At 72.8% G+C, this 25,548-nt stretch carries 27 protein-coding genes; 12 read left to right on the top strand and 15 right to left on the bottom strand.

All coding sequences use genetic code 11. The annotated features are described in order from the left end of the window. Positions 1 to 151: 151 nt before the first annotated feature. Positions 152 to 847 (top strand): SDR family NAD(P)-dependent oxidoreductase, encoded by a 696-nt coding sequence (locus tag PYR91_RS10885; RefSeq protein WP_279779421.1) that lies wholly within the window; start codon positions 152 to 154, stop codon positions 845 to 847. A 130-nt stretch (positions 848 to 977) separates the two neighbouring features. On the opposite strand, the gene PYR91_RS10880 is transcribed toward PYR91_RS10885, so the two are convergent. Both PYR91_RS10880 and PYR91_RS10875 read right to left on the bottom strand, forming a co-directional pair. Continuing rightward, complete coding sequence (locus PYR91_RS10880) at positions 978 to 1,964, bottom strand: radical SAM protein (protein ID WP_279779420.1); 987 nt, start codon at positions 1,962 to 1,964, stop codon at positions 978 to 980. Positions 1,965 to 2,191: 227 nt separating this feature from the next. Continuing rightward, on the bottom strand, positions 2,192 to 3,643 hold the full coding sequence (locus PYR91_RS10875) for a serine hydrolase (RefSeq protein WP_279779419.1): 1,452 nt from the start codon (positions 3,641 to 3,643) through the stop codon (positions 2,192 to 2,194). 87 nt (positions 3,644 to 3,730) lie between these two features. Here PYR91_RS10875 and PYR91_RS10870 point away from each other — a divergent pair, with 87 nt between their 5' ends. Together PYR91_RS10870 and PYR91_RS10865 are read left to right on the top strand one after the other, a co-directional pair. Beyond that, positions 3,731 to 4,852 carry a sensor histidine kinase gene (locus tag PYR91_RS10870; protein ID WP_279779417.1) on the top strand — a complete coding sequence of 374 codons (1,122 nt, stop codon included), beginning with the start codon at positions 3,731 to 3,733 and terminating at the stop codon, positions 4,850 to 4,852. After that, on the top strand, positions 4,849 to 5,544 hold the full coding sequence (locus PYR91_RS10865; RefSeq protein WP_279779415.1) for a response regulator transcription factor: 696 nt from the start codon (positions 4,849 to 4,851) through the stop codon (positions 5,542 to 5,544). The genes PYR91_RS10870 and PYR91_RS10865 overlap by 4 nt, the downstream gene beginning before the upstream one ends. A 7-nt stretch (positions 5,545 to 5,551) precedes the next feature. Here the strand turns inward: PYR91_RS10865 and PYR91_RS10860 are convergent, their stop codons facing one another. Beyond that, positions 5,552 to 6,520 (bottom strand): helix-turn-helix domain-containing protein, encoded by a 969-nt coding sequence (locus PYR91_RS10860; RefSeq protein WP_279779414.1) that lies wholly within the window; start codon positions 6,518 to 6,520, stop codon positions 5,552 to 5,554. A gap of 83 nt (positions 6,521 to 6,603) precedes the next feature. After that, complete coding sequence (locus tag PYR91_RS10855; RefSeq protein ID WP_279779413.1) at positions 6,604 to 7,218, bottom strand: TetR/AcrR family transcriptional regulator; 615 nt, start codon at positions 7,216 to 7,218, stop codon at positions 6,604 to 6,606. A gap of 148 nt (positions 7,219 to 7,366) precedes the next feature. Between PYR91_RS10855 and PYR91_RS10850 the strand changes: the two genes are divergently transcribed. The 3 genes from PYR91_RS10850 (at position 7,367) to PYR91_RS10840 (ending at position 9,765) form a co-directional block, all read left to right on the top strand. Next, on the top strand, positions 7,367 to 8,377 hold the full coding sequence (locus PYR91_RS10850; RefSeq protein WP_279779412.1) for a hypothetical protein: 1,011 nt from the start codon (positions 7,367 to 7,369) through the stop codon (positions 8,375 to 8,377). A gap of 120 nt (positions 8,378 to 8,497) precedes the next feature. Beyond that, positions 8,498 to 9,217: a DJ-1/PfpI family protein gene (locus PYR91_RS10845; protein WP_279779411.1), complete on the top strand. Its 720-nt coding sequence runs from the start codon at positions 8,498 to 8,500 to the stop codon at positions 9,215 to 9,217. A 224-nt stretch (positions 9,218 to 9,441) separates the two neighbouring features. Continuing rightward, positions 9,442 to 9,765, top strand: a complete 324-nt coding sequence (locus tag PYR91_RS10840; RefSeq protein ID WP_279779410.1) for a multidrug efflux SMR transporter — start codon at positions 9,442 to 9,444, stop codon at positions 9,763 to 9,765. A 60-nt stretch (positions 9,766 to 9,825) separates the two neighbouring features. Here the strand turns inward: PYR91_RS10840 and PYR91_RS10835 are convergent, their stop codons facing one another. The 3 genes from PYR91_RS10835 to PYR91_RS10825 are packed head-to-tail and all read right to left on the bottom strand — an operon-like array spanning position 9,826 to position 13,184. After that, complete coding sequence (locus tag PYR91_RS10835) at positions 9,826 to 10,488, bottom strand: TetR family transcriptional regulator (protein WP_279779409.1); 663 nt, start codon at positions 10,486 to 10,488, stop codon at positions 9,826 to 9,828. A gap of 50 nt (positions 10,489 to 10,538) precedes the next feature. Beyond that, positions 10,539 to 12,317 (bottom strand): sugar phosphate isomerase/epimerase and 4-hydroxyphenylpyruvate domain-containing protein, encoded by a 1,779-nt coding sequence (locus PYR91_RS10830; protein WP_279779407.1) that lies wholly within the window; start codon positions 12,315 to 12,317, stop codon positions 10,539 to 10,541. A 12-nt stretch (positions 12,318 to 12,329) separates the two neighbouring features. Beyond that, complete coding sequence (locus PYR91_RS10825; protein ID WP_279779406.1) at positions 12,330 to 13,184, bottom strand: shikimate dehydrogenase; 855 nt, start codon at positions 13,182 to 13,184, stop codon at positions 12,330 to 12,332. Between the two features lie 281 nt (positions 13,185 to 13,465). On the opposite strand from PYR91_RS10825, the gene PYR91_RS10820 reads away from it, so the two are divergent. Next, positions 13,466 to 14,821, top strand: coding sequence for an MFS transporter (locus PYR91_RS10820; protein WP_279779404.1), 1,356 nt, complete (start codon positions 13,466 to 13,468; stop codon positions 14,819 to 14,821). Positions 14,822 to 14,878: 57 nt separating this feature from the next. Here PYR91_RS10820 and thrS read toward each other — a convergent pair whose 3' ends face one another. After that, positions 14,879 to 16,195, bottom strand: a complete 1,317-nt coding sequence (gene thrS, locus PYR91_RS10815; RefSeq protein WP_279779917.1) for a threonine--tRNA ligase — start codon at positions 16,193 to 16,195, stop codon at positions 14,879 to 14,881. Positions 16,196 to 16,296: 101 nt separating this feature from the next. Next, positions 16,297 to 17,322, bottom strand: a complete 1,026-nt coding sequence (locus PYR91_RS10810) for a TerC family protein (protein ID WP_279779403.1) — start codon at positions 17,320 to 17,322, stop codon at positions 16,297 to 16,299. Positions 17,323 to 17,560: 238 nt separating this feature from the next. Between PYR91_RS10810 and PYR91_RS10805 the strand changes: the two genes are divergently transcribed. Next, positions 17,561 to 17,881 (top strand): DUF952 domain-containing protein, encoded by a 321-nt coding sequence (locus PYR91_RS10805; RefSeq protein ID WP_279779402.1) that lies wholly within the window; start codon positions 17,561 to 17,563, stop codon positions 17,879 to 17,881. Between the two features lie 30 nt (positions 17,882 to 17,911). Here the strand turns inward: PYR91_RS10805 and PYR91_RS10800 are convergent, their stop codons facing one another. Beyond that, entirely contained in the window at positions 17,912 to 18,526 is a 615-nt protein-coding gene (locus PYR91_RS10800; protein ID WP_279779401.1) for a helix-turn-helix domain containing protein, read from the bottom strand. A 149-nt stretch (positions 18,527 to 18,675) separates the two neighbouring features. On the opposite strand from PYR91_RS10800, the gene PYR91_RS10795 reads away from it, so the two are divergent. Together PYR91_RS10795 and PYR91_RS10790 are read left to right on the top strand one after the other, a co-directional pair. Next, the gene (locus PYR91_RS10795; protein ID WP_279779399.1) at positions 18,676 to 19,716 is read left to right on the top strand and encodes an NAD-dependent epimerase/dehydratase family protein; all 1,041 of its coding nucleotides are present in this window, start codon (positions 18,676 to 18,678) and stop codon (positions 19,714 to 19,716) included. A gap of 154 nt (positions 19,717 to 19,870) precedes the next feature. Continuing rightward, positions 19,871 to 20,326 (top strand): hypothetical protein, encoded by a 456-nt coding sequence (locus tag PYR91_RS10790; protein WP_279779397.1) that lies wholly within the window; start codon positions 19,871 to 19,873, stop codon positions 20,324 to 20,326. Between the two features lie 48 nt (positions 20,327 to 20,374). Here the strand turns inward: PYR91_RS10790 and PYR91_RS10785 are convergent, their stop codons facing one another. Next, positions 20,375 to 20,950, bottom strand: coding sequence for a TetR/AcrR family transcriptional regulator (locus tag PYR91_RS10785; RefSeq protein ID WP_279779395.1), 576 nt, complete (start codon positions 20,948 to 20,950; stop codon positions 20,375 to 20,377). 63 nt (positions 20,951 to 21,013) lie between these two features. On the opposite strand from PYR91_RS10785, the gene PYR91_RS10780 reads away from it, so the two are divergent. Then, positions 21,014 to 21,511: an FBP domain-containing protein gene (locus PYR91_RS10780; protein ID WP_279779394.1), complete on the top strand. Its 498-nt coding sequence runs from the start codon at positions 21,014 to 21,016 to the stop codon at positions 21,509 to 21,511. 41 nt (positions 21,512 to 21,552) lie between these two features. Here the strand turns inward: PYR91_RS10780 and PYR91_RS10775 are convergent, their stop codons facing one another. After that, positions 21,553 to 21,789, bottom strand: coding sequence for a VOC family protein (locus tag PYR91_RS10775; RefSeq protein ID WP_347943058.1), 237 nt, complete (start codon positions 21,787 to 21,789; stop codon positions 21,553 to 21,555). Here PYR91_RS10775 and PYR91_RS10770 point away from each other — a divergent pair. Next, complete coding sequence (locus PYR91_RS10770; protein ID WP_279779391.1) at positions 21,780 to 22,253, top strand: WYL domain-containing protein; 474 nt, start codon at positions 21,780 to 21,782, stop codon at positions 22,251 to 22,253. The genes PYR91_RS10775 and PYR91_RS10770 overlap by 10 nt on opposite strands. Positions 22,254 to 22,293: 40 nt before the next feature. Here the strand turns inward: PYR91_RS10770 and PYR91_RS10765 are convergent, their stop codons facing one another. Genes PYR91_RS10765 through PYR91_RS10755 form a run of 3 tightly spaced genes read right to left on the bottom strand, consistent with a single transcriptional unit; the run spans position 22,294 to position 25,527 of the window. Further along, on the bottom strand, positions 22,294 to 23,934 hold the full coding sequence (locus tag PYR91_RS10765) for a CotH kinase family protein (protein WP_279779390.1): 1,641 nt from the start codon (positions 23,932 to 23,934) through the stop codon (positions 22,294 to 22,296). A gap of 9 nt (positions 23,935 to 23,943) precedes the next feature. Beyond that, the gene (locus PYR91_RS10760; RefSeq protein WP_279779389.1) at positions 23,944 to 24,621 is read right to left on the bottom strand and encodes a DUF4956 domain-containing protein; all 678 of its coding nucleotides are present in this window, start codon (positions 24,619 to 24,621) and stop codon (positions 23,944 to 23,946) included. Between the two features lie 6 nt (positions 24,622 to 24,627). After that, positions 24,628 to 25,527, bottom strand: a complete 900-nt coding sequence (locus PYR91_RS10755) for a polyphosphate polymerase domain-containing protein (protein WP_279779388.1) — start codon at positions 25,525 to 25,527, stop codon at positions 24,628 to 24,630. Between the last annotated feature and the right edge of the window lie 21 nt (positions 25,528 to 25,548).

The following is a 25,548-nucleotide window of genomic DNA, read 5'->3' as shown; positions in this document are numbered from 1 at the left end:
CTACATTCGAGTTCTGGAGCGATCGCTACAGAAGTCCGAGGCGGGCGGAGCGGCTCCCACTCCAGCTTGAAAGGGCTCCCGCCAAGGTTGGGCAGCCGCGCTTGGCGGCGCCGAGTGGCCCACTCGGGCCACATGTCGTGAGAGGAAACGCATGACCATCACACTGATCACCGGGGCCAACAAGGGCATCGGCTTCGAGACGGCCAGGCAGCTTCTGGAGCTGGGCCACGTCGTCTACATCGGTGCGCGTGACGTCGAACGAGGCGAGAAGGCCGCGGCGGCGCTCGGCGCACGATTCGTGCGACTCGACGTGACCGACGACGCGTCGGTGAGCGACGCGCTGGCGGCGATCGACTCGGTCGAGGGGCGGCTCGACGTCCTGGTGCACAACGCGGGCATCCTCGCGAACGGGGTCAGCGACGGCCCCACGGCTCTGCGGGTCTTCGACACCAACGCGGTGGGAATCGTGCGCGTCACGGAGGCGGCGCTTCCCCTGCTGCGAAGGTCCGACAACCCGACCGTGGTCACCGTCTCCAGCAGCGCCGGGTCGTTCTGGGCGGTGACCAACCCCGACCGGCCGGAGTTCCACCTGAGGACGGCGCCGCTGTACGCCGCGTCCAAGTCGGCGGCCACCATGCTCACGCTCCAGTACGCCAAGTCGCAGCCGGGCATCAAGTTCAACGCGCTGGAGCCGGGCTTCACCGCCACCGACATGACCGCCGAGCTGCCCTTCGAAGGCGGGCGATCACCGGAGGAGAGCGCCAGGACCGTCGTGCGCCTGGCGACTCTCGGCCCGGACGGTCCGACGGGGACGTTCCAGGACGAGGCCGGGGAACTGGCCTGGTAGGCGTGGAGCAGCACCGACGCACGCGCTCCACGACCACGACCGGCGTCTCACACACCTCGGCGAAGCGGTGCGGCCGCCCAGAGCGCTCCAGCGCGAGCGCCGGCGGGTGGGGGTTCCCTGGCGGGCCCCGTCAAAGGAGGGCGAGCTGGCGGTCGGCGGTGCGCCGGGGCTGCCAGGGGGCGCGCCGGGTGCCGATGCCGTACAGGCGGGCGAGCTCGGCCACGCGGCCGACGACGCGGGCCCGGTAGTCGGCGGCGGCGTGCGGGCCGTCGCCGTAGAGCTCTTCGTAGCGCGGCAGCAGACGGGGGTGCTCCTCGGACAGCCACCGCAGGTACCACTCGCGCGAGCCGGGCGGGAGCTGCAGCACCAGGGGGGTCAGGCTGACGGCGCCGGCGTCGGCGACGCGGCGCACCGCCGCGCGGAGCTGGTCTTCCGAGTCGGTGAGGCAGGGCAGGATGGGCGCCATCAACACCCCGCACGGCACGCCCTTCTCGCCGAGCGTCGCGCACAGTTCGAGGCGTTTCTGCGCGCTCGGGGCGCCGGGCTCGACGGCGCGGCGCAGGCGGTCGTCGACGAAGCCGACCGACACCCGCGCCTCGACCTCGGCGACCTGCGCCGCCTCGGCCAGCAGCTCGGCGTCGCGAAGGATCAGCGAGCTCTTGGTCATCACCCGGAAGGGGTTGCCGGTGTCGCGCAGCGCGGCGACGATGCCCGGCATGAGCTGGTAGACCTCCTCGGCCTCCTGGTAGCAGTCGCCGTTCAGGCCGATGCCGACCGTCTCGCCGCCCCAGCGGGGCGAGGCGAGCTGGGCGCGCAGCCGCTTGGCGACGTCGGTGCGCACCACGATGGCCGAGCCGAAGTCGCGCTCGCCGTCGAGCCCCAGGTAGCGGTGGCCGCGCCGCCCGGCGCAGTAGAGGCAGGCGTGCGCGCACCCCCGGTACGGGCTGACCGCCCAGGCGATGCCCAGGCCGGTGGCCTCGGGAACGCGGTCGAGAACGGTGCGCGAGGCCACCTCGTAGAACGTGGTGCCGCCGGAGGTGCGGCGAACCGCCCGCCGCTCGATGCGCGGCCGTGAGGCGGGGGTGTCGTCGACGAGGGGAAGGGCGTCGAAACGCATGACCGACAGTGGAACACGTATTCGATACCGCTGGCAAGCGACCGCGCCCCACACGCCCTCGGAGCTTCGCGGGTCGCCGTCCACGCCACGCGCTGGAGGCTGCGCGCGCGAGGTCAGGTGCGTCCGGAACCGGACCTGGACGAAGGCGCCGAGATCGAGGCATTCGTGCGGCCGGCCGCACCCTCCGCCAGGTGTTCGACGTCGTGCTCGGGGTGGGGACGAAGACGCTACCGCCGCCGCGGGGTGCGGATGAGCGGTGTCGTCCGGCTGATGACGACCGCGACGCCCGCGGCCGACGCCACGGCGAGCAACAGCGTCAGCGTGGGATACAGGTAGGCCGTCTGCGGCCAGGAGATGTCACGGCCGCGGTAGAGCAGGCTCACCACACGGTGGAGCCCGATGAGAAGGCCCGACGGCAGCAGGTAGGGCAGGTGACGGGCGGCGATCGCCCAGCCGGGGCGCCGGACGGCCGCCCAGCGGCGGCCCCGGCGGATCCCTCGCGCGCCCAGCAGCGCGACGACCGCCGCGAGAGCCAGCAGGGCGAGGTCGATCCACACCAGGGACGTGTTCGGGCGTGGCGGAGTACGCCCTTCGACGAGGTCGACGAGGCGCGCGCCGATGGTCTGGGCGTCGCGGTGCAGGGTTCCGGTGTTGGCCATGACCGCGATGCCGTACCCGCTGGCGGGCAGGAGGGCCTGGTAGGCGGTGAACGTCATCATGTCACCGTCGTGTTCGACCAGCGGCTTCCCCGATGGGGTGGTGCCGGTGTGCCAGCCGAGGCCGTAGCCTTCGGCCGACGGCCGGTGCATCTCGGCGACGGCGGCGGCGGAGACGACCGGGGCGCCGGCGGGTCCGCGTCCTCGGCCGGTCTGGGCGACGAGCCAGGCGGCCATGTCGCGGGCGGTGCTCAGGACGGCGCCCGATCCGGCGCCGAAGGCGGGGGGCTCGGGCAGCGCGACCGGCCTGCCGGCGACCATCAGATGACCGCGGCTGCTGGGTGGCAGCTCGTCGGAGGTGTCGATGGACCGGCTGTCGGCCATCCCCAGCGGTCCGAACACCCGCTGCCGCAGGTAGGCGTCGAACGGCAGGCCGCTGAGCACCTCGACCAGGCGTGCGGCGACCTGGTAGTTGGGGTTGTGGTACTCGAACCGGGTGCCCGGCTCGGCGGCCAGGCGGGCGGTCCGCATCAAGGCGACCGCTTCCCTCGGGTCGTGCGCCAGGGGGCCGCTGAACGATCTGTACGTCCGGTCCGACAGCCCGGAGGTGTGGTTGAGCAACTGCCGCACGGTGACCCGCGCGACGCGCTCGTCCGCCGGCCTGAACTCCGGCAGGTACGTGCGCACGGGCGTGTCCAGCTCGACGCGGCCGGCGTCGGCCAGTTGCAGAACGGCCAGTGCGGTCATGGACTTGCTGACCGAGGCGACGGCCATGACGGTGCGGTCGGTTACGGCCTCACCCTGTGCGGTGTGCCCGTAGCCCCCGGTGTGTATCACGGTGCGTCCCCGCGTCACGGCGACCGCGACGCCCGGCACGCCGGTCGCCTCAAGGTAGGACCGGACCGCCGCGTCGATCGCGGCCACGGTGACCGTCCCGGCCGGGGCGGGCGGAGACGTCGGTGCGGGGGAGGGGGTGGGGGCGGGGGCGGCGAGGACCAGGGCGGTCAGCATTCGGATCAGCACCGCGCCAGCCTGCGCGGCGACCGGCCCCCGGCGCATCGGACGCCGGTCCGATGCGCCCGCGGGACGGCCCTGGTTACAGTGACGTCCGTGCCGATCTCCCGCCGAGTCCTGCTCACGGCCGACGCGCTGCTCGCGCTCACCGTGGCCGGCGCCGCCGTGCTGCGGACGCCGGCGTCCGGCGTGGCGGTGCTGGCGCTGTCCGGGCTCATCGGCCTGCCGCTCGCGGCGCGCCGCAGGTGGCCGGTGCCGGTCCTCGCGCTCGTGGCGACGGCCGCGGCCGTCGCCGCGCTCGCCGGGGTGGGGGCGGAGGTGACGTTGTGGGCCGTCGCCTTCGCGCTGTACCCGGTGGCGCTCACCTCGCCGCGGGCCGCGGCCCGCGGGCTGTCGGCGGCGCTGGCGGCGATCCTGGTTCCCGGCCTCGCGGCCGCCGCCACCGGCCGCCTCCCGCTCATCCCCGCCACGGCGGGGGAGGAGTCGTTCAGCACCGCGCCGGGGCTGGTGAGCACGGTCAGCGTCCTCGTGCTCGCGGGCTCGTGGTCGCTGGCCTGGGCGGTGCGGACGCGTCGCCGGCACGCCGCCGAACTCGCTCGGCTGCGCACCGCGCGGGCCGTCGCCGAGGAGAGGCTGCGCATCGCCCGGGAAGTCCACGACGTCGTCGGGCACAACCTGAGCCTGATCGCCATGAACGCCGCGGTCGCCCAGCACCTGGGCACGGAGCAGGACGCCGCCCTGCGCACCATCGAGCAGGTCAGCCGCGGCGCGCTGGAGGACATCCGGGCCGTGCTGGGCGGACTGCGCGACGAGCCGTCAGCCGACGCCGGCCAGGACGGCACACCGGCCTTGGCGGGGATCGGCGGGCTGATCGAGGCGACCCGGGCGGCCGGCGTGGACGTCACCGTGGAGGCGCCGCACCTGCCGGCCGTGCCGGCGGCCGTGCAGACCTCCGCCTACCGCATCCTGCAGGAGGCCCTCACCAACGTGCGCCGGCACGCGGACGCCCGCCACTGCCACGTCGCCGTCACGGCGACCCCGGGCGCCCTCACCGTTCGCGTCGTCGACGACGGCGCGGCCACCCTCCGTGACGCCGCGCCCGGGTACGGGCTGGCGGGCATGCGTGAACGCGTCGCCCTGCACGGCGGCACGTTGACGACGGGCCCACAGCCGACCGGCGGATTCGCCGTCCGGGCGACCCTGCCGTTCCCGACATGACCGGCACCGCCGTCCGGGTGCTGCTGGCCGACGACGAACCCCTGTTCCGAGCCACCGTGCGCCGTCTGCTCGATGCCACTCCGGGCTTCACCGTCGTCGCCGAGGCCGGCACCGGGCACGAAGCCGTCGCGCTCGCCGCCCAACATCGTCCCGACGTCGTCCTCATGGACGTCCGCATGCCGGAGCTCGACGGCATCACCGCGACCGCGCGACTCACCGCCGGCCCGCACCCGCCCCGCGTGCTCGTCCTGACCACCTTCGACCTCGACGACCACGTGTACCGGGCGCTGCACGCCGGAGCCAGCGGCTTCCTCCTGAAGGACACCACCCCGCCCCGGCTGCTCGACGCGATCCACACCGTGGCCGCCGGTGAGGCCCTGCTCGCCCCCACCGTCACCCGCCGTCTGATCGCCGCCCTCACCGACCGGCCGGCCGCCACCCGATCGCTCGACGGCGTGACACCCCGCGAACGCGAAATCCTCACGCTCATCACCCGCGGCCTGTCCAACGCCGAGATAGAGGCCGCCCTGCACATCAGCCGCGCCACTCTCAAGACGCACATCGGCCGGCTGCTCACCAAGCTCGAAGCCCGTGACCGAGCCCAGCTCGTCATCGCCGGCTACCAGGCACGTCTGGCCGACGAACCGGCGCACCACGCCTTCTTCGAAGGGCCACGGAGCTCGAAGCCGTAGGAGCGGCCTAGGCGGGTGTTCTCTGGGATGCCGCGCGGTAGCGCGAGGGGGGGAGGCCGTAGATGTCGGCGAACGCCTGGCGCAGCGTCTCGGCCGAGCCGAAGCCGCACCGCCGCGCGATCGCCGCCACCGGCAGCGGGGTGGACGACAGCAGGTGCGCCGCCGCCTCGGCGCGGGCCTTGCGGACGAAGCGGGCCGGGCTCTGGCCGAGGTGCTCCAGGAACAGCCGGTGCAGGTGGCGCTCGCTCACCCCGGCGCTCGCCGCCAGCGCGGCCGAGGTCAGGTCGGAGTCCAGGTGGGCGGCGACGTAGCCGGTCAGGCGGCGCACCAGGGCGTGCTCGGGGGGCGGCCCGGTGACGAACATGCTCATCTGGGCCTGGTTGCCGGGGCGCTGCAGGTAGGTGACCAGGCTGCGCGACACCTGGCGGGCCAGCTCGGCGCCGTGGTCGGCCTCGATCAGGGCCAGGGTGAGGTCGAGGGCGCTGGTCACCCCGGCGCCGGTGTAGACCTCGCCGTCGCGGATGAACAGCGGCCCGGCGTCCACGCTCACCTTGGGGTAGCGCTCGGCGAGGCGGCGGGCGAAGCCCCAGTGGGTGGTGGCCCGCCTGCCGTCCAGCAGGCCCGCGGCCGCCAGCACGGTGGCCCCGGTGCACACCGAGGCCACCCGCCTGCTCACGGCCGCCAGCCGGCGCACGTGGCCGACCAGCGCGGCGTCGCCCGCCGCGTGCTCGTGGCCGAACCCGCCGGAGACCAGCAGCGTGTCCAGCGGGCCCTTGAGCCGTTCGAGGCACTCCTGGGCCTCCAGCCGCAGCCCCGTGCCGCACGAGATGGTGCGCGCGCCGGGGGTGGCCAGGCGGACGAAGTACGGCGGGTCGGCGCCGAGGTGGTTGGCCGCGACCAGGCCGGTGGTCACGCAGGCGATGTCGAGCAGTTCGGCCCCCTCGTACCCGACGACGGCGAAGCGGCGTTCGTCCATGCCGATCACGCTACCCGCGGGCCCCTCGCGGCGGCCCATGACGGGTGGGCCGGGATCGCGCGGGCGCGGCGCGCCCGTGACGGTCAGGGCGGCGAGCGCCGGCGGACCAGCGGCAGGTACACCTCGTCGACGATCTCGACGAGGACGGCGTCGGGCACGGACGGGACGCCGCGGGTGATGAACTCGTTGCGCAGCAGCACGACGGCGACGGTGGCGACCCGCGGGTGCAGGGCCTCGGGCGCGACCTCGCCGCGGGCCACGGCGCGGCCCAGAACCGTCAGCCACATGGCCGCGCCGCCGTCGCTGCTCTGCTCGCGAAGCTGTGCCAGCAGCTCCGGGTCGTCGCCGAGGCCCGACAGCAGGCCGCGCAGGATGTCGCCGGTGGGGGAGGACCAGTGGCGGTTGGCGCCCCGCAGCAGCGCCAGCACGTCGCCGCGCAGCTCGCCGGTGTCGGGCAGGCGCGCGTCGGCCACGGTCATCCGCCGGTAGGCGGCGATGCCGAGCGCGGCCCGGTTGGGCCAGCGGCGGTAGATGGCGTTCTTGTTGGTGCCGGCCCGTCTGGCCACCCGGTCCATGGTGAGGCCGGGATAGCCGTTCTCGGTGAGCTCCTCGACGGCCGCGCGCAGGATCGCCTCTTCCAGCGCGGCCCCGCGCCGCCTCGCCGGGGCGGTGCGGGGCCGCCCGGGTTCGTCGGCCATGTCCCCTCCCACCGTAGGTACCCGTCGTACCCTACCGCGCGCCGCCGTCCTCATGCTACCTTGCCGCCTAAGGTACGATGCGTACCCTAAATACCGTCGACGGCCCCAGACGTGGCGGTACCCGACACAGCATGACGAAAGGCACCCCATGCCCGGCAAAGGCATCACCTACGACACCGGTTTCCTGCACCTGGAGGGGAACACCCGGGAGAACTTCGACCCGGACGTGGTCCGGCGCGAGATGCGCGTCATCCGCGACGACCTGCACTGCACCGCGGTGCGCGTCACCGGCGGCGACCCCGGGCGGCTGGAGATCGCCGCCAGCCACGCCGCCGACGCGGGCCTTGAGGTCTGGTTCTCGCCGTTCACCGCCAACCCGACCACCGATGAGCTTCTCGGCCTGCTCGCCGACTGCGCCGAACGCGCCGAACGGCTCCGCCGTCGCGGAGCCGAGGTCGTCTTCGTCACCGGCGCCGAGCTGAGCCTGTTCGCCAGGGGTTTCCTGCCCGGCGACACCCTCGGCGAGCGCATCGGCCTGCTCGGCGAGCCCCGCCTGCTGCGCGAGGCGATGGCGAAGGTCCCCGGCCTGCTCAACGACTTCCTCGGCAGGGCCGCCGCCACCGTCCGCGAGCGGTTCGGCGGGAAGGTCACCTACGCCTCGCTGTGGCTGGAGAACGTCGACTGGACGCCGTTCGACATCGCCTCCGTCGACGCCTACTGGTCCGAGGACGTCGCCGCGATCTACCGCGAGGCCGTCCGCTCCCTGGTCGCGCGGGGAAAGCCGGTCGCGATCAGCGAGTTCGGCTCGGCCACCTACCGGGGCGCCGCCGCCAGGGGCGCCCGCGGCGGGATGATCGTCGAGTGGGACGGCGCCACGCCGGTCCGGCTCGACGGCGACTACACCCGCGACGAGGAGGAACAGGCCGCCGGCCTGCGCGAGCAGTTGGAGATCCTGACCGCCGAGGGCGTCGACGTCACGTTCGCCAACACCTTCGCCTCCTACCACCTGCCGCACCGCGCCGACCCCCGGCACGATCTGGACATGGCCGGGTACGGCGTGGTGAAGGTGCTGGAGGACGGCGGCGGCCGCACCTACCCCGGCATGCCGTGGGAGCCCAAGGCCGCCTTCACGGCGCTGGCCGAGCACTACCGCGGCTGACGGGCCGGGGCGCCGGTCGCGTGGCCCGCTCCATGGCGGGTGGACAGGGATCGCAGGAATCCGGACATGCCCGAGGCCCGTCGTTGCCGGGCGCCGGAGCGCGCGACGAGGGTGGGGGGCATGGCTTCCACACCCGCGCCGGAGCCCGGCGCCGCACCCGTGAAGACGATCGCCTTCGTGCTGTACCCCGGGATCACCGCGCTCGACATGGTCGGGCCGCTGCAGGTCTTCTCGGCGCTCGCCGGGCTCGACCCCTCGGTGCGGCCCGTGGTGGTGTCCGGCTCGCTGGAGGCGCTGGGCACCGACACCCCGCTGTCGCTCACCGCGAGCCACACCTTCGACCAGGTGCGCGACCCGTACGCCGTCATCGTGCCGGGCGGCACCGAGCCGACCTTCACGGCCATGGCCGACGAGGACCTGCTGGCCTGGCTGCGCGACGTCGCCGGCCGCGCCGAGATCATGGCCTCGGTCTGCACCGGATCGCTGATACTGGGCGCGGCCGGCCTGCTGGAGGGCCGCCAGGCCACCACGCACTGGGCCTGCCGGCCGTTGCTGAGCCGCCTCGGCGCGACGCCGGTGCGGCGACGCTGGGTGCAGGACGGTCCGGTGGTCACGGCGGCGGGCGTGTCGGCCGGCATCGACCTCGCGCTGCACCTGGCCGAACGCCTGTCGGGCCGCCAGACCGCCCAGTTCGTCCAGTTGCTGATCGAGTACGACCCCGAGCCGCCGCACGGCCCCATCGACTGGAGCACGGTCGGCCCGGCGGACGCCTGGGTGGACTCGATGGTGCAGAAGGGCCTGGCCGGGCATCCCGGCCTGATCGCCCGCCTCACCGGCTGACGCGGAGGTCCCGCCGCGCTTCACCGGGTAGTCCTCGCGCCCGGCTCGGCCCGGCGCCGGACCGCCGGCCGCATCACCGCGGTCGCCGTTCGGATCCTGGTGACCGAGCGGGCGGTGGGCGAAGCCCGCATCGCCGGCCGCGTGCGGGCCGTCGTGGACCACCGGCTACAGTGGCCCGGCTTGTACCGGTTCATGGTGCCGGTCGGAACGAGGAGGCCGGTTCGATGGCGTGGTTGCTGCTCGCCGCCGCGATCGCTTCGGAGGTCCTGGCGACCTCCGCGCTCAAGCTCAGCGACGGATTCGCCCACAAGGGCTGGTCGGTGGTGGTGGTGATCGGCTACGTCGCCTCCTTCGCGCTGCTGGCCCGGGCGCTGAAGCTGCAGATGGAGGTCGGCGTCGCCTACGCGGTGTGGGCGGGGGTGGGCACGGCGGCGATCGCGGTGATCGGCGCGTTGTTCCTGGGCGAGACCATGAACCTGGCGAAGGTCGGCGGCATCCTGCTGATCATCGGCGGCGTGGTGCTGCTGAACCTCGCCGGGGCGCACTGACCCCGGCGCCGCGCGCGGCCGCGTCCCCGCAGGGGCTACCGGTCCCGGCCGGACCTTGGGCTACCGGTCGCGGCCGGACCTCAGGTAGGACACCACCATCTCGCCGACCATCGCGCGCAGCCTCGCCCGGTGCTCGGGGGCGGTCATGTCGCGGCCGAACAGGGCGCCGAAGGTGTGCTGGTTGGCGACGCGGAAGAAGCAGAACGCGCTGATCATCATGTGCACGTCGACGGCGTCGGCCTCGGTCGAGAAGTCGCCGCAGGCCACCCCCGCCTCCAGGATGCGGGAGATGACGTCGAGCACCGGCGTGCCCAGGTTGGCCAGCGCCTGCGACTTGCGGATGTGCTCGGCGTCGTGGATGTTCTCGATGGCGACCAGCTTGATGAAGTCGCGGTGCGCGTCGTGGTGGTCGAAGGTCAGCTCGGCCAGCGTGCGGATCGCCGCCACGGGCGCCAGGTGCTGGACGTCCACGGTGCGCTCGGCGGCGCGCACCTCCGAGTACGCCTTCTCGAGGACGGCGATGTAGAGGCCCTCCTTGCTGCCGAAGTAGTAGTAGATCATGCGCTTGGTGGTGCGGATGAGCTCGGCGATCTCGTCGACCCGCGCCCCGGCGTAACCGCAGCGGGCGAACTCGCGCTGGGCCACCTGAAGGATCTCGGCCCTGGTGCGGTCGGCGTCACGCCGGCGTTCCCCGGTGGTGCGGGCGGCGGGCTGCGAGGTCATGAGACTCCACGGAACGGCGGGACCGGCCGTTTCATCCTAGGCCGCCGCGATCAGGGCCGGGTCCTGGCGTGCTGGACGGCCAGCCGTATGGGGGCGTTGGAGGCGCCGTAGCCCCGGTAGCCGCCGATGCGCTGGACGATCTCGAAGAACATGCTGCCCAGCGTGATCGTGTACAGGTGCAGGAACTCCCCGTGCTCGTCCCGGTCGTACAACAGCCCCAGCTCGCGCGGCTCGGAGCCGATCTCGTACCGGGCCTCCAGGTCGTCGTAGTAGTTGCCGGGGATCGGCAGCAGCAGGTCCGGGCGCACGGCGCGCAGGCGCCGGACGGTGGCCCGGATGTCCTCGCTGGCCAGCGCGACGTGCTGCCAGGGCGCCTGCTGGGCGCCGACCCGGGCCAGGTTGAGCACCATACGCACCGCGCCGTCCGGGCTGGACATCGCCCTGCTGCGCAGCAGCCCGTACGGGTCGGGCACCTCCATGCTCTCCAGCGGCCGCAGGCCCAGGACGCCGCGGTAGAACAGCGACGCCTCGTCGAAGTGGTGCCACGGCTGGGCGAGCGCCACGTGGTCGATGTGGGTGAGCCGGCCCGGCGCCGGGGCGGCGGGGGCGGCGTCGCCGGCCGGCGCGCGCGGGAAGTCGCCGGTCCAGTCGGAGTGGTCGGGGTGGCCGGTGCGGCAGAAGAAGATCTGGGTGCCGTCCGGCGCGGCGATCGCGTCCAGCGGCGCCTCACGCGGGCCCCGCTCGCGGGGCAGCACCGGCGCCAGCAGCTCCCCGGCCCGGCGCGCCGACGCCTCCGGGTCGGGGCTCTCCAGGCCGATGGCCGCCAGCGCCGGGGCCGCGCCGGTCGCGTTCAGCAGGATCCGCGCGCCGCCCTGCTCCCACAGCTCGACCGGCTTGGTGGGGTGGGAGCCGGTCCGCGAGAAGCCGAGAACCCCCAGCACCTCGCCCAGCGGGGCGGCGTCGTCGGTGGCCAGCTCGGTGAAGGCGAACCCGGTGGGCACCACCGGGCCGGGCGCCCGCGGGTCCAGCGACTCCTCCAGCGCGATCAGCGAGCGCATCGCGTCCCTGGCGGTGCGGCCGGCGTCGGCCTGGCGGAAGACGTCGTTGAACACCTCCAGCGACAGCGGCCCGGTGTACCCGGTGTTCAGCACGTGGCGCACCAGGCCGCGCAGGTCGAAGTTCCCCTGGCCGGGGAAGCAGCGGTAGTGGCGGCTCCACTGCAGGACGTCCATGGCCAGCAGCGGCGCGTCGGCGAGCTGGAGGAAGAACACCTTCTCGCCGGGGATCGCCTCGATGCCGATGGGGTCGGAGCCGCGCGACAGGATGTGGAAGCTGTCCAGGCAGGTGCCGAGCGCGGGGTGGTCGGCCATGCGGACGATCCGCCACGCGTGCAGGTACTCGTTGACGTGCCGCCCCCACGCCAGCGCCTCGTAGGCGACGCGGACGCCGTGCTCGGCGGCCCGGCCGGCGAGCAGCCGCAGCTGGGCGGCGGCCAGCTCGTCGTCGCCCACGGCCTCGGGCGAGACGCTGGAGCACACCAGCAGCAGCTCGGCGCCCAGCCGCTCCATGAGCCGGAACTTGCGTTCGGCGCGGCGCAGGTTGTGCTCCAGCGTCGCGTCGGGAACGGCCTCGAAGTCACGCAGCGGCTGGTAGAGGTCGATGCGCAGCCCGAGGTCGGCGGCCATCGAGCGGATGTCCTCGGGGGAGTGGGGGCAGGTGATGAGGTCGTTCTCGAAGATCTCGACCCCGTCGAAGCCGGCGGCGGCGATCGCCTCCAGCTTGTCGGTCAGCGTGCCGCTGACCGACACCGTGGCGATGGACTTGCGCATGCCGTACTCCTGTCACGACGCGACCAGTTCGGTGAGGTGGGCCAGCATCCGCCCGGCGTCCGGCCTAAGGCCGGTGAACAGCCGGAAGGCGTTGGCGGCCTGGTAGACGACCATGCCGCCGCCGTCCAGGGCGCGGCAGCCGAGGGAGCGGGCGTGGCGCAGCAGCGCGGTCTCCAGCGGCCGGTAGACGATGTCGGCGACCCACAGGCCGCGGTGCACCAGCCCGGCGGGCAGCGGCAGGCCGGGGTGCCCCGCCATGCCGGTGGGCGTGGCGTGGACCATGCCGTCGGCGCGCGACAGCAGGCCTGGCAGCTCCTCCTGGCCGGCGGCGCGGGCCCGGCCGTCCCCGAAGCGGGCCGAAAGCGCCCGCGTCAGCGCCTGTGCCCGTCCCGGCTCGGCGTCCACCACGACCAGCTCGCCGGTGCCGAGGGTGAGCAGGGCGTGGGCGACGGCCGAGCCGGCGCCGCCCGCGCCGAGCTGCACGACGGAGCGCACCGGGACGCCGGGCAGCCCCCGGGTGAAGGACTCGGCGAAGCCGGTCCAGTCGGTGTTGTGGCCGACGGCCCGGTCGCCGTCGAAGACGACGGTGTTGACGGCGCCCAGCGTGGCGGCGTCCTTCGACAGCTCGTCGAGGTGGGGGATGACGGTCTGCTTGCAGGGGTGGGTGATGTTGAGCCCGTCGAAGCCGAGCCGCCGGGCCGTGCGCACGAGCTCCCCGATCGCCTCGGCGTCCATCCCGAGCGCGTCGATGTCGATCAGCCGGTAGACGTAGTTCAGGCCGTGGCGGCCGGCCTCTCGCTCGTGCAGCGCGGGGCTGAGCGAGGGACCGATCCCGGCGCCGATCAGGCCGATCAGATAGGAGGTCATGTGCCGCGTGCCACCACCCCGGATCGACTGTACGAACTAGTGAGTTAGTAATAGCACCCGGCGGGCCGCCAGTGAAGAGCGCCCGCGTGACCACCGGTTGACCGCCTCATGGCGCGCTCTTGACACAAGACATCCCTCACAGGACCATGACGAAACACGTCTGTAATTAACTATCTAGTTCGTAACGAACCTTTGTGGTGGGCGGGCTCGTATGCGCGTGACTCGGCGCACGTGAGGGGGACGAGGCCCACCTCCACCCCCCGGCCGCAAGGGAGCACGGCATGACCGACCAACCACCCGGTGCCACGCAGGGCACGCCGCGCAAGGCGGCGGTCGCGGCCTGGATCGGCAGCGCGCTGGAGTACTACGACTTCTTCATCTACGGCAGCGCCGCGGCCCTGATCTTCTCCAAGGTCTTCTTCGACGACTCCGACCCGGCCACCGCGACGCTCCAGTCGCTGGCCAGCTTCGGCGTCGCCTACGCCGCCCGCCCCGTCGGCGCGCTGTTCCTCGGGCACTTCGGCGACCGGTTCGGCCGCAAGAACATCATGGTGTTCACCCTCGTCCTGATGGGGGTGTCGACCTTCCTCATCGGCTGCCTGCCCACCCGCGACCAGATCGGCGGGCTCGCCCCGGTGCTCCTGGTCGTCCTGCGCGTGTGCCAGGGCCTGTCGGCGGCCGGGGAGCAGGCCAGCGCCAACTCCATGACCCTGGAGCACGCCCCGGCCGCCCGCCGCGGCTACTACACGAGCTTCACCCTCAACGGCACCCAGTTCGGGCAGATCCTGGCGACCATGGTGTTCATCCCGGTGGCCGCCCTGCCCGAGGAGCAGCTGCTGACCTGGGGCTGGCGCATCCCGTTCCTGTTCAGCGTGGTCGTCGCCGTGGTCGGCTGGATCATCCGGCGCAGGCTGGAGGAGACCCCCGCCTTCGCCCGCGAGGCCGCCCAGGGCACGCTGCCCAGGATGCCGCTGTCGCTGCTGTTCCGCGAGCACTGGACGAGCGTGCTGCGCGTGGTCTGCGGCGCGCTGATCGCCACCGTCAGCACCATCTTCACCGTCTGGGCGCTGAACTACGCGACCAGCGACGACGTGGGCCTCGACCGGTCCACGATGCTGTGGGTCGCCACCGCGGCGAACGCCGTGGCCCTGGTCGCCATCCCGCTGTGGGCCACGCTCTCGGACCGGATCGGGCGCAAGCCGGTGTTCCTGATCGGCGCCGTCGGCAGCCCGATCATGATCTTCGCCTACCTGGCCGCGATCAACTCCGGGAACTACGGCCTGATCTTCCTGGTGGGCATCCTCACCCTCGGCGTCGTCTACAGCGCCTCCAACGGCATCTGGCCCTCCCTGTACGGCGAGATGTTCACCACCAAGGTCCGGATGTCCGGCATGGCGGTGGGCACGCAGATCGGCTTCGCGATCGCCGGCTTCGCCGTCGCCTCGGCGGCCGGCATCGTCTCCCCGTCGGGCTGGCTGGGCCTGCACGGCTGGGCCGGGGTCGCGATCTTCACCGGCATCCTGTGCGCGATCAGCGCCATCGCCATCGCCACCGCCCCGGAGACGTACAGGACCCCCACCGAGGAGCTCGGCCTGGACCGGAGCGGGTCTCGGCCCGGCGTCACCACGGCCGGCTGACCCGCCCCCGGCGGCACCGGCGGCCGGCGCCCGAACCGGGGCGCCGGGCGCCGGCGCCTACGCGGGCGCGCTGTCCCATAGGTCGGTGCGGTGCGCCCCGACGAGCAGGCCGATGCGGCGCAGCGCCTCTTCGGCGGGCTGGGCGTCCAGGCGGCGGCCGTCGCGCAGGCGCAGGGCGACCTCGTCGCGGGCGGCCTCGCTGGGGCCGATGACCGCCTGGTAGGGCACCAGCCGCGCGGCCCGGACCCGGGCGCCCAGGGTGCCCTCCTCCGGGCCCGCCACCCGCGCGCGCAGCCCCTGGGCGGCGCAGCGCCGCGCGAGCGCCGCGGCCCGCTCGCCCTCGGCGCCGGAGACGGGCAGGACCACCACCTGGGTGGGGGCGAGCCAGGCCGGGAAGGCGCCGCCGTGCGCCTCGATGAGGTGGGCGACGGCCCGCTCAAGGCTGCCGATGACGCTGCGGTGCACCATGACCGGACGGTGCCGGTCGCCGTCGGGCCCGATGTAGTGCAGGTCGAACCGCTCGGGCTGGTGGAAGTCGACCTGGACGGTGGACAGGGTGGTCTCGCGCCCGGCCGGGTCGGCGATCTGGACGTCGATCTTGGGGCCGTAGAACGCGGCCTCACCCTCGACCGCCTCGTACGCCACGCCCGAACCGTCCAGGACCTCGGTGAGCAGCGCCTGCGACCGCCGCCACATCTCGGGGGCGGCGACGTACTTGCCGCCCGGCCCGGGAAGGGAGAGCCGGTAGCGGGCCGGGCGGATGCCCAGCGCCGCGTAGGCTCGGCCGATCAGCTCCAGGGCCGCGCGCGCCTCGGCGGCCACCTGGTCCAGGGTGCAGAAGATGTGCGCGTCGTTGAGCTGGATCGCCCGCACGCGGCTCAGCCCGCCGAGCACCCCCGACGGCTCCGAGCGGTACATGCCGCCCAGCTCGGCGATGCGCAGCGGCAGCTCGCGGTAGCTGTGGGCGCGCGACCGGTAGATCAGCGCGTGGTGCGGGCACAGGCTCGGGCGCAGGACGACCTGCTCCGAGCCCAGGTCCATCGGCGGGAACATGTCGTCGCTGTAGTGGGACCAGTGGCCGGAGATCTCGTACAGCTCGCGTTTGCCCAGGATGGGGGAGTACACGTGCCGGTAGCCCGCCCGGCGCTCGGCGTCGCGGACGTACTCCTCCAGGGCGTGCCGAACGGCCGCGCCGTCGGGCAGCCAGTACGGCAGCCCCGCCCCGATCAGCGGGTCGGTGTCGAACAGGTCCAGCTCGCGGCCGAGCCTGCGGTGGTCGTTCATGGTGGTCTCCTCGCGGGTGCGCGGGCGAGTGACCACACGGCGAAGCCCCGGGGCACTCGCCCCGGGGCTTCGGACTAAGACGGTAGTCAGCGCGCCGGGACACTCTCCGGCGTCGTCGTGCTCATGGCGCGCTTCATGGCCAAAACGCTAGCACCGCGCCCACGGCGGCGGGTACCGGTTTCCCGGGCGGCTCACCGGCCGGTGGGGTGATCGGGGTCGGGCAGGGCGGACGTGGCGCGGTGGGCGCGCAGCGAGCCGGGGTGGGCCTTGGCCGAGGGGTCGCGCCGGGTCTTGATCAGGCTGGCCACGGTGACGACGACGAGCACGCCGATGATCACCGTGAGGCTGACCGGGGTGGAGATCTCCGGGACGCGTTCGTCCAGGTCGACGTGGGCCCAGTGCAGGATCAGCTTGACGCCGATGAACGCCAGGATCAGCGACAGCCCGGTGGACAGGTACACCAGCCGGTCCAGCAGGCCCTTCACCAGGAAGAACAGCGCGCGCAGGCCGAGCAGCGCGAACGCGTTGGCGGTGAACACGATGTAGGGCTCCTCGGTGACGCCGAACACCGCCGGGATGGAGTCGAGCGCGAACAGCAGGTCGATGCTGCCGATGGCCAGCAGAACGATGAACAGCGGGGTCACCATCCGCCGGCCGTCGACGCGGGTGGTGAGCCCGCCGCCGGCGTAGTCGTCGGTGATCGGCAGCAGGCGGCGGGCGGTCCTGACCACGACGTTGTCCTCGACGTCGGGGTCCTCGTCGCGGTGCCGGAACAGCTGCACGGCCGTGTAGATCAGCAGCAGGCCGAACGCCAGGAACATGAAGGAGAACATCGCCAGCAGGGTGGCGCCGAGTGCGATGAAGACGGCCCGCATGGCCAGGGCGAGCACGATGCCGAAGGTCAGCACCTTGTGCTGGTGCTCCTCCGGCACGGCGAAGGTGGTCATGATGATGACGAAGACGAAGAGGTTGTCGACCGAGAGGCTCTTCTCGACGATGTAGCCCGCGAAGTACTCGGTGCCGTACACGCTCCCGTGCTGCCAGGCGAACCAGACGCCGAAGCCGACGGCCGTCAGGATGTAGAACACCGACCAGGCGGTCGCCTCGCCGAACCCCACCCGGTGCGGGCGAAGGGCCGCCGCCACCAGGTCGGCCGCGAGCAGGGCGATGATCAGCCCGATGGTGAGGCTCCAGGTCAGTGGGCTGATGTCGAGCACCGGTCCTCCGTTGCGGTTGTGCGCCGGGTCACCCCGGCGCTGCCGGCGATCCTTCCGGGGCCGCCCACCCCGTTGTGCCCAGCTCGGGCGCCCGCTATCAAGACGCTCGCCGGCCGCAGGGGCCGGGCCGGTGGGGACGGGGTCGAGGACAGCCTAACCACCGCCGATCAAGGACCTCCCTCGCCCGGCGCCCGGCCGCGTGCGGGGGCCGGAGGCGGCGGTGATCTACGCTGGGCCGGTGACGATCCTTCATCTGGCGCTGGCCGGCGACTGGGAGGCCGCCCAGGCGGGCGGCGAGTACCGCGTCTCGACCATCGGGCGCACCCTGGAGCAGGAGGGCTTCATCCACGCCTGCTCCGACCTGGCCCAGCTTCGCGGGGTCGCCGAGCGGTACTACGCCGACGTGGCCGAGCCGCTGGTCGTCCTGACGGTGGACGAAGGGCTGCTCGGCTCACCGGTGGCGCTGGAGGTGCCGCCGGGCGCCGCGGAGGCGTTCCCGCACGTCTATGGCCCGATCCCCGTGCCGGCCGTCGTCTCGGTGGAGCCGTTCCGCCGGTGAGCGGTGCGGCCCGCGCGCGACCGGCGCGGGTCAGGGGCGCGGCGGCTCGGCCGGGGGCCGGGGCGCGAGCGCGCCGTCCAGCAGCGCGTCCAGGTAGCGCTCCGGCAGGCCGGGGTCGTCGCGGTCGGGGGCGTGGCGGACGGCGTAGCCGACCCCGCAGAGCAGGAGCATCATGTCGCCGGGGCCGAGCGCGGGCCGCAGCCCGTCCGCCGAGGCGGCCCGCGACAGCAGGGCGCCGGTCTCCTCCAGCAGGCGGTGCCGGAGCCGCCGGGTCTGGGGTGTGGCGGGCCGGGGGTCGACGGCCGCCGCCGCGAACGCGTCGTCCTGCAGGTAGGCGGCCAGCGCCTCCCTCAGGAACGCGCGCAGCGCCAGGGCGGCGTCCGGCATGTCGCCGGCCCGCTTCGCCTGGCCGGTCAGGGCCTCGAACCGGTCGGCGGCCAGGGCCTCCAGCAGCACCTCGGGGGTGGGGAAGTGCCGGTAGACGGTGCCCACGCCGACGTCGGCGGCCTGCGCGACCGCGTTGAGCTGCACCGGCCTGCCCTCGCGCGCCAGGGCCCTGGCGGCGTCCATGATGCGGCGCCGGTTGCGCGCGGCGTCCTTGCGCAGCACGGGAGGGGTCGCCTCAGGGGGCGCCGGGTCGTTCACACGCCGACCCTACCCGCGATCGGATGACTGGTCCATTCGGATTATCTATCCACTTGTGCTTATAGTGGTGGCCTGGCTGGAGCCCGTGGAAGACGAGCGCCACCGCGCCTGCCCTCGCGCGCCAGGAGGGGGCGGAGACGGAGACGACGATGGAAGACACGACGGCAGAGGCGTCCGCGACGACGGTCCTGGTCACCGGGGGCAGCGGGTTCGTCGGGAGCTGGGTGATCGCGAAGCTGCTGGGCCGGGGTCACCGGGTGCGCACGACCGTGCGCCGGCTCTCGCGCGAGAACGACGTCCGGGCCATGCTCGCGCCCCTGGTCTCCCCGGAGGCCCAGGCCCGGCTCTCCTTCCACGAGGCCGACCTTCTGCGGGACGCGGGATGGAAGGCCGCGGTCACGGGCGCCGACCACGTGCTGCACGTCGCCTCGCCGATGCGGACCGGGGAGTACCGCGGCCAGGACGTCGTCACGCCGGCGCGTGAGGGCACCCGCCGGGTGCTTGAGGCGTCCCTGGCCGGCGGGGTGCGCCGCGTGGTGATCACCTCCTCGGCGGCGGCCGCGGTCCCGAAGGACAAGGAGGCGCTCGCCGACGAGACCGTCTGGACGGAGGTGCCCGAAGGGCCCCTCCACGACTACCCGCGCGCCAAGACGCTCGCCGAGCGGGACGCCTGGCGCCTGGTCCAGGGGTCCGGCGACCGGATGGAGCTGGTCACGGTGCTGCCCACCCTCATCCAGGGCCCGGTCCTGGGCGCCGACTACTCCGCCTCGGTCGACCTCCCCGGCCTCATGCTGCGCGGCAGGATGCCGTTGGCGCCGCGCTTGGGGTACAGCGTCGTCGACGTCCGCGACCTCGCCGACCTGCACGTCCTGGCCATGACCCGGCCCGAGGCCGCCGGTCAGCGGTTCCTGGCGGCGGGGGAGTTCCTGTGGATCTCCGACATGGCCCAGACCCTGCGCGACGCCCTGGGCCCGGCCGCCGCCAGGACCCCGCGCCGCACCGCCCCCGATTGGGCGGTGCGCCTCGGCGCCCGCTTCAACGCCGAACTGGCCCAACTCGCCCCCGGCCTGGGCGTCCGCTCGAACGTCAGCGCCCGTAAGGCCGAAACGCTGCTCGGCTGGCGCACCCGTCCGGCCCGGGACTCCCTCGTCGACGCCGCGCGAAGCCTCATGGACAAGAAGCTCGTATAGAGCAGGGGCCACCGCGTCCGGCGTGAGTGTCAATTGCACCCGCTACATAGAGACGCTAGAGTTACGGTCAATAACGCAATCTGATCCACGTCCCTCCCAGCGGACATCGCTTGCGTACGACGCTCACCCGGAGCGCCCCGACAGAGGAGTTCTCATGACAGTTCGAACCGGAGTGCCCGTCACCGACGACGCCCCCGCCCCCCGGGCGGAACGGATCGGGCGCGGGCTGATGGTCTTCGCCGCGATCGCGACCCTCGTCGCGTTCGTGGACGGGGTCATGAAGACGCCCGGCATGCCCGACGACCGCCTGATGTCGGAGGGGTGGCGGACGTTCGCCTATCTCGTCTTCGCGGGACTGCTGGCCCTGCTCGCCGCCGAACCGCGCCGGCACCGGGGAGTGTGGGAGCTCGTGCTCCTGCAGAAGATCGCGGTCACCGTGTTCGCCTTCATGATCAGCCACGTGCCCGAGGCGCTGACGACCGGCCTCATCGACCTCGCCCTCGTGGTGACCGTCGGGGTCGCCTACGTGCTGTGCCGCGGCTGGTACGCCTGGCGGCCCGCCGCCCCCGAGCCCGCGGGCCACAGGCGGCCCGTCCCCGCGGCCGGATGACGCGGCCGTCACCACGCACCCTCGGACCTCACGGCCGGCGCCCGCCGGTCATGACGGTCTGGACGGATGGTTCCTGAGCGCGAAGTCGAGGGTGTCCAGGGCCCAGGCCCAGGAGGCGTCGGCGTCGCGCGGGGTGTGGCGGAAGCCGCCCGCCAGCTCCAGGCTCACGTAGCCGTGGAAGGCGGCGCCCAGGAAGCGCACCGCGTCGGTCTGGTCGGGCTCGGGCAGGTCGTAGCCGCGCAGCAGCGCCCGCATCATCTCCGTGTGCCGGGGCCCCGCGCTGCCGGCGGCGGTCTGCGCGTCCAGCTCGAACCGGCAGGCGGTGTACCGGCCCGGGTGCTTGGCGGCGTAGTCGCGGTAGACGCCGGCCAGCGCCACCAGCGCGTCCTTGCCCGAGCGCCCGGCCAGCGCAGCGGCGGCCGCGTCGGCCAGCTCCTCCAGGGCGAGCAGGGCCACCCGCACCTTCAGCTCGCGGGCGTTGCGGATGTGCGCGTACAGGCTCGGGTCCTTGACGCCGAGCCTGCGCGCCACCGCCGAGCCGGTCAGCCGCTCGAAGCCGATCTCGTCGGCCAGCTCCGCCGCCGCCCGCGTGAGGCTTTCACTGGTGATGCCCGCTCGCGCCATGGGACCTCCCTAACTGAATTAAGCATTTGCCTAATCATATTAGGAAAGCTAACCTCGCCCGACATGAGACCCATCACCGAGAGCGACATCCGCGACTCGTTCGTCAACTGTTCCAAGGGCGAGGCCAAGCGCCTGGGCGTCCCCAGGGATCTCGAAGAGCAGCCCTGGGACGACCTCGACTTCCTCGGCTGGCGAGATCCGGGCGCGCCCGAACGCGGCTACCTGGTCGCCGAACGCGACGACGGCGGCCTCGTCGGCATCGCCCTGCGCGCGGCCCCGGGGGCCGCGCGAGGCTTCACCTCCCGCAGCATGTGCTCGCTGTGCCTGACCACCCGCACCAGCGGCGGCGTGGCGCTGATGAGCGCGCGGCGCACCGGCGAGGCGGGGCGCCAGGGCAACACGGTCGGCCAGTACCTGTGCACCGACCTGGCCTGCTCCCTCTACACCCGGGGCAAGAGGCAGACGGCGGGCGGGGATTTCGACGAGACCCTCACCGTGCCCGAGAAGATCGCCCGCACCCGGCTCAACCTGACCGCCTTCATCGCCAAAGTGGTCGGCTGACCGTGCGGCCGGCCGCTGAGCTCGCCATTCCGCCGGCCTGATCAGCGGCTGAACCTCTCGATCGCTTCGGGGGTCACCGGGGTGAAGAAGTTGACCATGTTGCCGTCGGGATCGCGGAAGAGCAGGGCCCGGTTGCCCCAGGGCATGGTCGTGGGCTCGTTCACGAAGTCCTCCACCACGCTCTTCAGCTTCTCGTAGAGGGTGTCCACGTCCTCCACGAGAAACTCGACGATCACGGCGTGGTTGCGGGCCGGGCGGGCCGAGCCGGGTGCGAACAGCGCGACCGTGCGGGTACCCGTCCGGGCTGGTCAACCATGCCGGCCGGTGGTACGTCACCGGAGCCGATCCGCAGGCCGGCGAGGATCGCACCTTCCGGCTCGACCGCATCGCGGACGCCAGAACGCTGCCCGGCTCGTTCGAGCCGCCGCCCGCCGGAAGCGATCCCGCGCGGTCCCTTCTCACCTCGATGGCGCAGGCGCCGTATCGGCACGCGGTGACGTTGCGGATACGGGGAACCGTCGAGCAGATCCGCACACGACTGCCGGCCGCCATCGCCCAGGTGCGAGAGGGCGCGGACGAGGGCTGGCGGTCCGTGGAGATCCGGGCCGAGAGTCTCGACTGGTTGCCCGCCGTGCTCGCCGCGCTCGACCTGCCGTTCGTCATCGAACGCCCCGACGAGCTGCGCGAGCGTGTCGTCGCGCTCGCCGACCGGCTGGCGGCCTCGGGACGGGCACCGGCGTAGCGGCCCCTGGTGCGGGGTCACACAAGAGACCGCGGGGAGGCTACCCGCCGCTGATCACCTTGTCGGAACGCAGTGCCTGAGTGCGGGTTCCCAGGAACGTGCGCAGGGCCTGCGCCTCGGCGTCGGCCTTGGCGGTGTCGGCGTTCTCGTTCAGCTTGTATGAGGTGGTGAGCGCGTCGATCAGGCCGGACGCGGTGCCGGAGCCGAGCAGCCTGGCGTACAGCGCGCGGTACTGCTCCTGGTAGACCCGCTTGAAGGCGGCGTTCTCGAGGAACCTCTCCTTCAGAGGATGGCCCAGGCGCCCCATGGCGCCGCCTTCGGGACGCCCTTGCACGTCGCCCTCGGGCGGGGTGAGGCCTCCGGCCGGCCGGTCCTGCCGGCCTTGCTGGGGGCCTCCCCGGCCGAAGCCCATGGTGGCCGTGTCGTCCGCACCGATCTCGGCGTCACCGCTGAAGGCGAAGTTGAGGTCCCAGGTGATGACCTTGAACTTCTTGGCGTCCAGGTCGTACCAGAGGTAGTAGTTGCGTCCGGGCCCGGCCATGTCGTCGAAGTTGACCATGAGGTTCTGCAGGACCAGGTAACGGGCGAACGACTCGACGTCCAGACGTTGGCCCAGGCCCTCGGCGAATTCGCGGTCCGAGGCCTGGTTCACCCATTTGACCAGGTCGATGACGGGCTGCAGATCCTGGCCGCCGACCTTGTTGACCTGCTTGAAGTCGGCGGTGTAGCCGGTCTGGTCCTCGCCCTTGTAGGTGAAGGAGCCGCTGGCCAGCGACTTGTACAGCACGCCTTCGCCGAGGCCTTCGGCGTAGCCCTCGTCGAGGTACTCCACGAGCAGGCGCGGCTTGGAGGTGCGGCCGTTGACGGTGAAGGCGCTGTGGGCCGCGCGCTGGGTGGGCTCCCCGGAGGCGCCGACCAGCGCGATGCCCAGTGCCTCGTTCAGCATCGTCGTCGAGCCCATCGCGGCCGGTCGTACCGCCACCTGGCTGTGCCCCTGGTAGCGGCGGCCCTCCACGAACTCGTCGAAGCTGATCAGCCACGGCAGGTTCTCCGGCTCCTCGCCCTTCAGGGACGCGCCGAACCCGCCGCCCCTGGGCCGCTCGCCGCCGCCCGGCGGGATCGGCGGCGCACCGTCGCCCGGCGGCCGGACGCCCTCGGGTGGCTGGAACCCCTCCGGCGGCTGGAACCCCTCGGGTGGTTGAAACCCCTCGGGTGGTTGAAACCCCTCGGGTGGCTGGAAGCCCTCGGGCGGGCCTCCGCGCCGCTGTCCGCCGCCGGGCACGCCGCGTCTGGACTGTCCCTTCCAGGTCAGCCCGGCCAGGGTCGAGTTGCCCTTGAGCCGGACACCCACGCTGGGGACCCGGACGCCGTCGATGGTCAGGTCGGCTTCGAGGTACTTCTTCTCGCCGTCCTTGAAGTACTCGCTCAGCATGTCCTCATAGGCGGCGTCGGTGAAGGTGAGCCTCACCTCGTGCGCCACGGAGGTGTCGAACAGGTCCTTGGTGCCGGTCAGGTTCGCGACGACGGTCCGGGCCTCGGCAGCCTTGGAGGTGGTGACGTACGGGCGGATCATCCCGCTGCCGAGCACACCCCAGCACACGGCCAGGAACGCCGCGCACAGCGCGACCAGCCTCCAGTTGTGCCGGAGTTTCACCGGGACGCGATGCTTGAGCTGCGTCATGGTGCAGGCCTACAGGTCGCTCTGGTCGTACCCGGTAAGCACGGTGACCGACTGGCCGTGGTTGCGTTCGCGCAGCGCGGCCATCACCTCGGCCGGCTCGCCGCCCTTCTTGATCTTCACGGTGTACATCAGCTCCGTCAGCGCGCCCCCGCGGATCGACTCCATGCTGACCAGCTCGAACTCCTCGGTGTACCGGATGAGCACGTCCTGGATGGCCGCGGTGTAGTCCTCGTCGGCGGGGACCTGCACCTTGACCACCTGCCGCCGCACGTTGAGCTGGAACCAGTTGAACCGGTACATGACCACGATGATCAGCGAGATCGCCACGGCGGCGACGACGGCCAGCAGGTAGAAGCGGGTGCCCACGGCCATCCCGACGCCCATGACCAGGAAGATGAACCCGACGTCGCGTGTCTCCTTGATGGCGTTGCGGAACCGCACCACCGACAGCGCGCCGACCAGGGCGAAGGCGCGGGCGATGTTCGAGCCGACGACCAGCATGATCAGCGAGATCAGCATGCCCAGGATGACCAGCGTCTGCACGTAGGACTGGCTGTAGGACACGTTGCGGTGCGTGGCCCGGTACACCCAGCCGATCATCGCGCTGAGCACGAACGACAGCGACATCGCGATCGCGATGTCGGCCACGCTGAACGTGCCGGACAGGTCCTGGAAGGAGAAGTCCATGGGGGGTCATGCCTCCGGGGGGACGGACGGCCGGTGGCGGCCGGGATCGAGGTCGTGGTCGGGGATGTGGAAGACCGAGCGGGGTGCCAGGCCGTGCGCCTCCACGCTCTGGCAGTACTTGGAGACCCGGACCACCTGCAGGTTCCGCCTGGCGGTCAGGTCGGTCAGCCAGTACGGCACGCGCTCGTTGGCCTTGACCTCCACGATGGACATGCGGGCGGGGACGATGAGCCTGTTCTCGGCGTCGGCGCCCAGGTGGAAGTCTCGGTCGCGGCCCCGGATGCGGTGGTCGAAGGTGACGCGCAGGCCCACGTCGGCGTCCCGGCCCACGTACGCGTGCCGGGTGTAACCGGTCATGGCGACGGCCCGCAGGTCCAGGCGCAGGACGAGGTCGAGCACCTCCTGCAGGAACGCGCGCTGGGACGGCTCGTGCTCGACCATCTGCCGGCCGCCGCACAGGCGCAGCGCGTCCGCGTAGGGCAGGCTCACCCGGCGCTTCTGCGTGACCCGGTTGACCCGCTGCTTGATCTCGACGAACACCGGCGTGTCGTCCCGCACGGCGAACCGGTCGCCGTAGTGGCGCACCCGCAGCTTCCTGCGGAACTTCAGGCCCTCGATCTTCTCCCAGTAGAAGCGCAGCTGCCGGGTGTCGTAGTAGACGCTCCAGATGCCGTAGCCCTCCTGGCCGCTGTGACGGTCGCGGTCGAGCCGCTGCTCGATCTCCCGCCTGAGCGCGGCCGCCTGCGACGCCTCCACGAGGTACTTGATCTCGTACCGGTTGAAGGCGTGCAGCCTGCTCGGCGCCCGGAGCCGGTGTCCCTGGTCACCGGCCGGCTCGGCGCCGGACACGCTCGGATCACCGTCGCGAGCTGCGGAGACGGCTGGTTTGCGGAACCTTGCCAGCATGGTCCTCCCTTCGTCAGCACA

Origin of the sequence: Sphaerisporangium sp. TRM90804 (genome assembly GCF_029846175.1) — a bacterium.
GTDB lineage: Bacteria > Actinomycetota > Actinomycetes > Streptosporangiales > Streptosporangiaceae > Sphaerisporangium.
This window is presented reverse-complemented; position numbering and strand designations above follow the sequence as displayed.

Coding starts and splice junctions, on each gene's coding strand:
- PYR91_RS10790 (WP_279779397.1), top strand. CDS start 19,871: ATGACAGTTCGAACCGGAGTGCCCGTCACCGACGACGCCCCCGCCCCC.
- PYR91_RS10755 (WP_279779388.1), bottom strand. CDS start 25,527: ATGCTGGCAAGGTTCCGCAAACCAGCCGTCTCCGCAGCTCGCGACGGT.
- PYR91_RS10860 (WP_279779414.1), bottom strand. CDS start 6,520: ATGGACGAACGCCGCTTCGCCGTCGTCGGGTACGAGGGGGCCGAACTG.
- PYR91_RS10820 (WP_279779404.1), top strand. CDS start 13,466: ATGACCGACCAACCACCCGGTGCCACGCAGGGCACGCCGCGCAAGGCG.
- PYR91_RS10850 (WP_279779412.1), top strand. CDS start 7,367: ATGCCCGGCAAAGGCATCACCTACGACACCGGTTTCCTGCACCTGGAG.
- PYR91_RS10835 (WP_279779409.1), bottom strand. CDS start 10,488: ATGACCTCGCAGCCCGCCGCCCGCACCACCGGGGAACGCCGGCGTGAC.
- PYR91_RS10795 (WP_279779399.1), top strand. CDS start 18,676: ATGGAAGACACGACGGCAGAGGCGTCCGCGACGACGGTCCTGGTCACC.
- PYR91_RS10825 (WP_279779406.1), bottom strand. CDS start 13,184: ATGACCTCCTATCTGATCGGCCTGATCGGCGCCGGGATCGGTCCCTCG.
- PYR91_RS10845 (WP_279779411.1), top strand. CDS start 8,498: ATGGCTTCCACACCCGCGCCGGAGCCCGGCGCCGCACCCGTGAAGACG.
- PYR91_RS10780 (WP_279779394.1), top strand. CDS start 21,014: ATGAGACCCATCACCGAGAGCGACATCCGCGACTCGTTCGTCAACTGT.
- PYR91_RS10865 (WP_279779415.1), top strand. CDS start 4,849: ATGACCGGCACCGCCGTCCGGGTGCTGCTGGCCGACGACGAACCCCTG.
- PYR91_RS10760 (WP_279779389.1), bottom strand. CDS start 24,621: ATGGACTTCTCCTTCCAGGACCTGTCCGGCACGTTCAGCGTGGCCGAC.
- PYR91_RS10785 (WP_279779395.1), bottom strand. CDS start 20,950: ATGGCGCGAGCGGGCATCACCAGTGAAAGCCTCACGCGGGCGGCGGCG.
- PYR91_RS10855 (WP_279779413.1), bottom strand. CDS start 7,218: ATGGCCGACGAACCCGGGCGGCCCCGCACCGCCCCGGCGAGGCGGCGC.
- PYR91_RS10830 (WP_279779407.1), bottom strand. CDS start 12,317: ATGCGCAAGTCCATCGCCACGGTGTCGGTCAGCGGCACGCTGACCGAC.
- PYR91_RS10885 (WP_279779421.1), top strand. CDS start 152: ATGACCATCACACTGATCACCGGGGCCAACAAGGGCATCGGCTTCGAG.
- PYR91_RS10840 (WP_279779410.1), top strand. CDS start 9,442: ATGGCGTGGTTGCTGCTCGCCGCCGCGATCGCTTCGGAGGTCCTGGCG.
- PYR91_RS10880 (WP_279779420.1), bottom strand. CDS start 1,964: ATGCGTTTCGACGCCCTTCCCCTCGTCGACGACACCCCCGCCTCACGG.
- PYR91_RS10765 (WP_279779390.1), bottom strand. CDS start 23,934: ATGACGCAGCTCAAGCATCGCGTCCCGGTGAAACTCCGGCACAACTGG.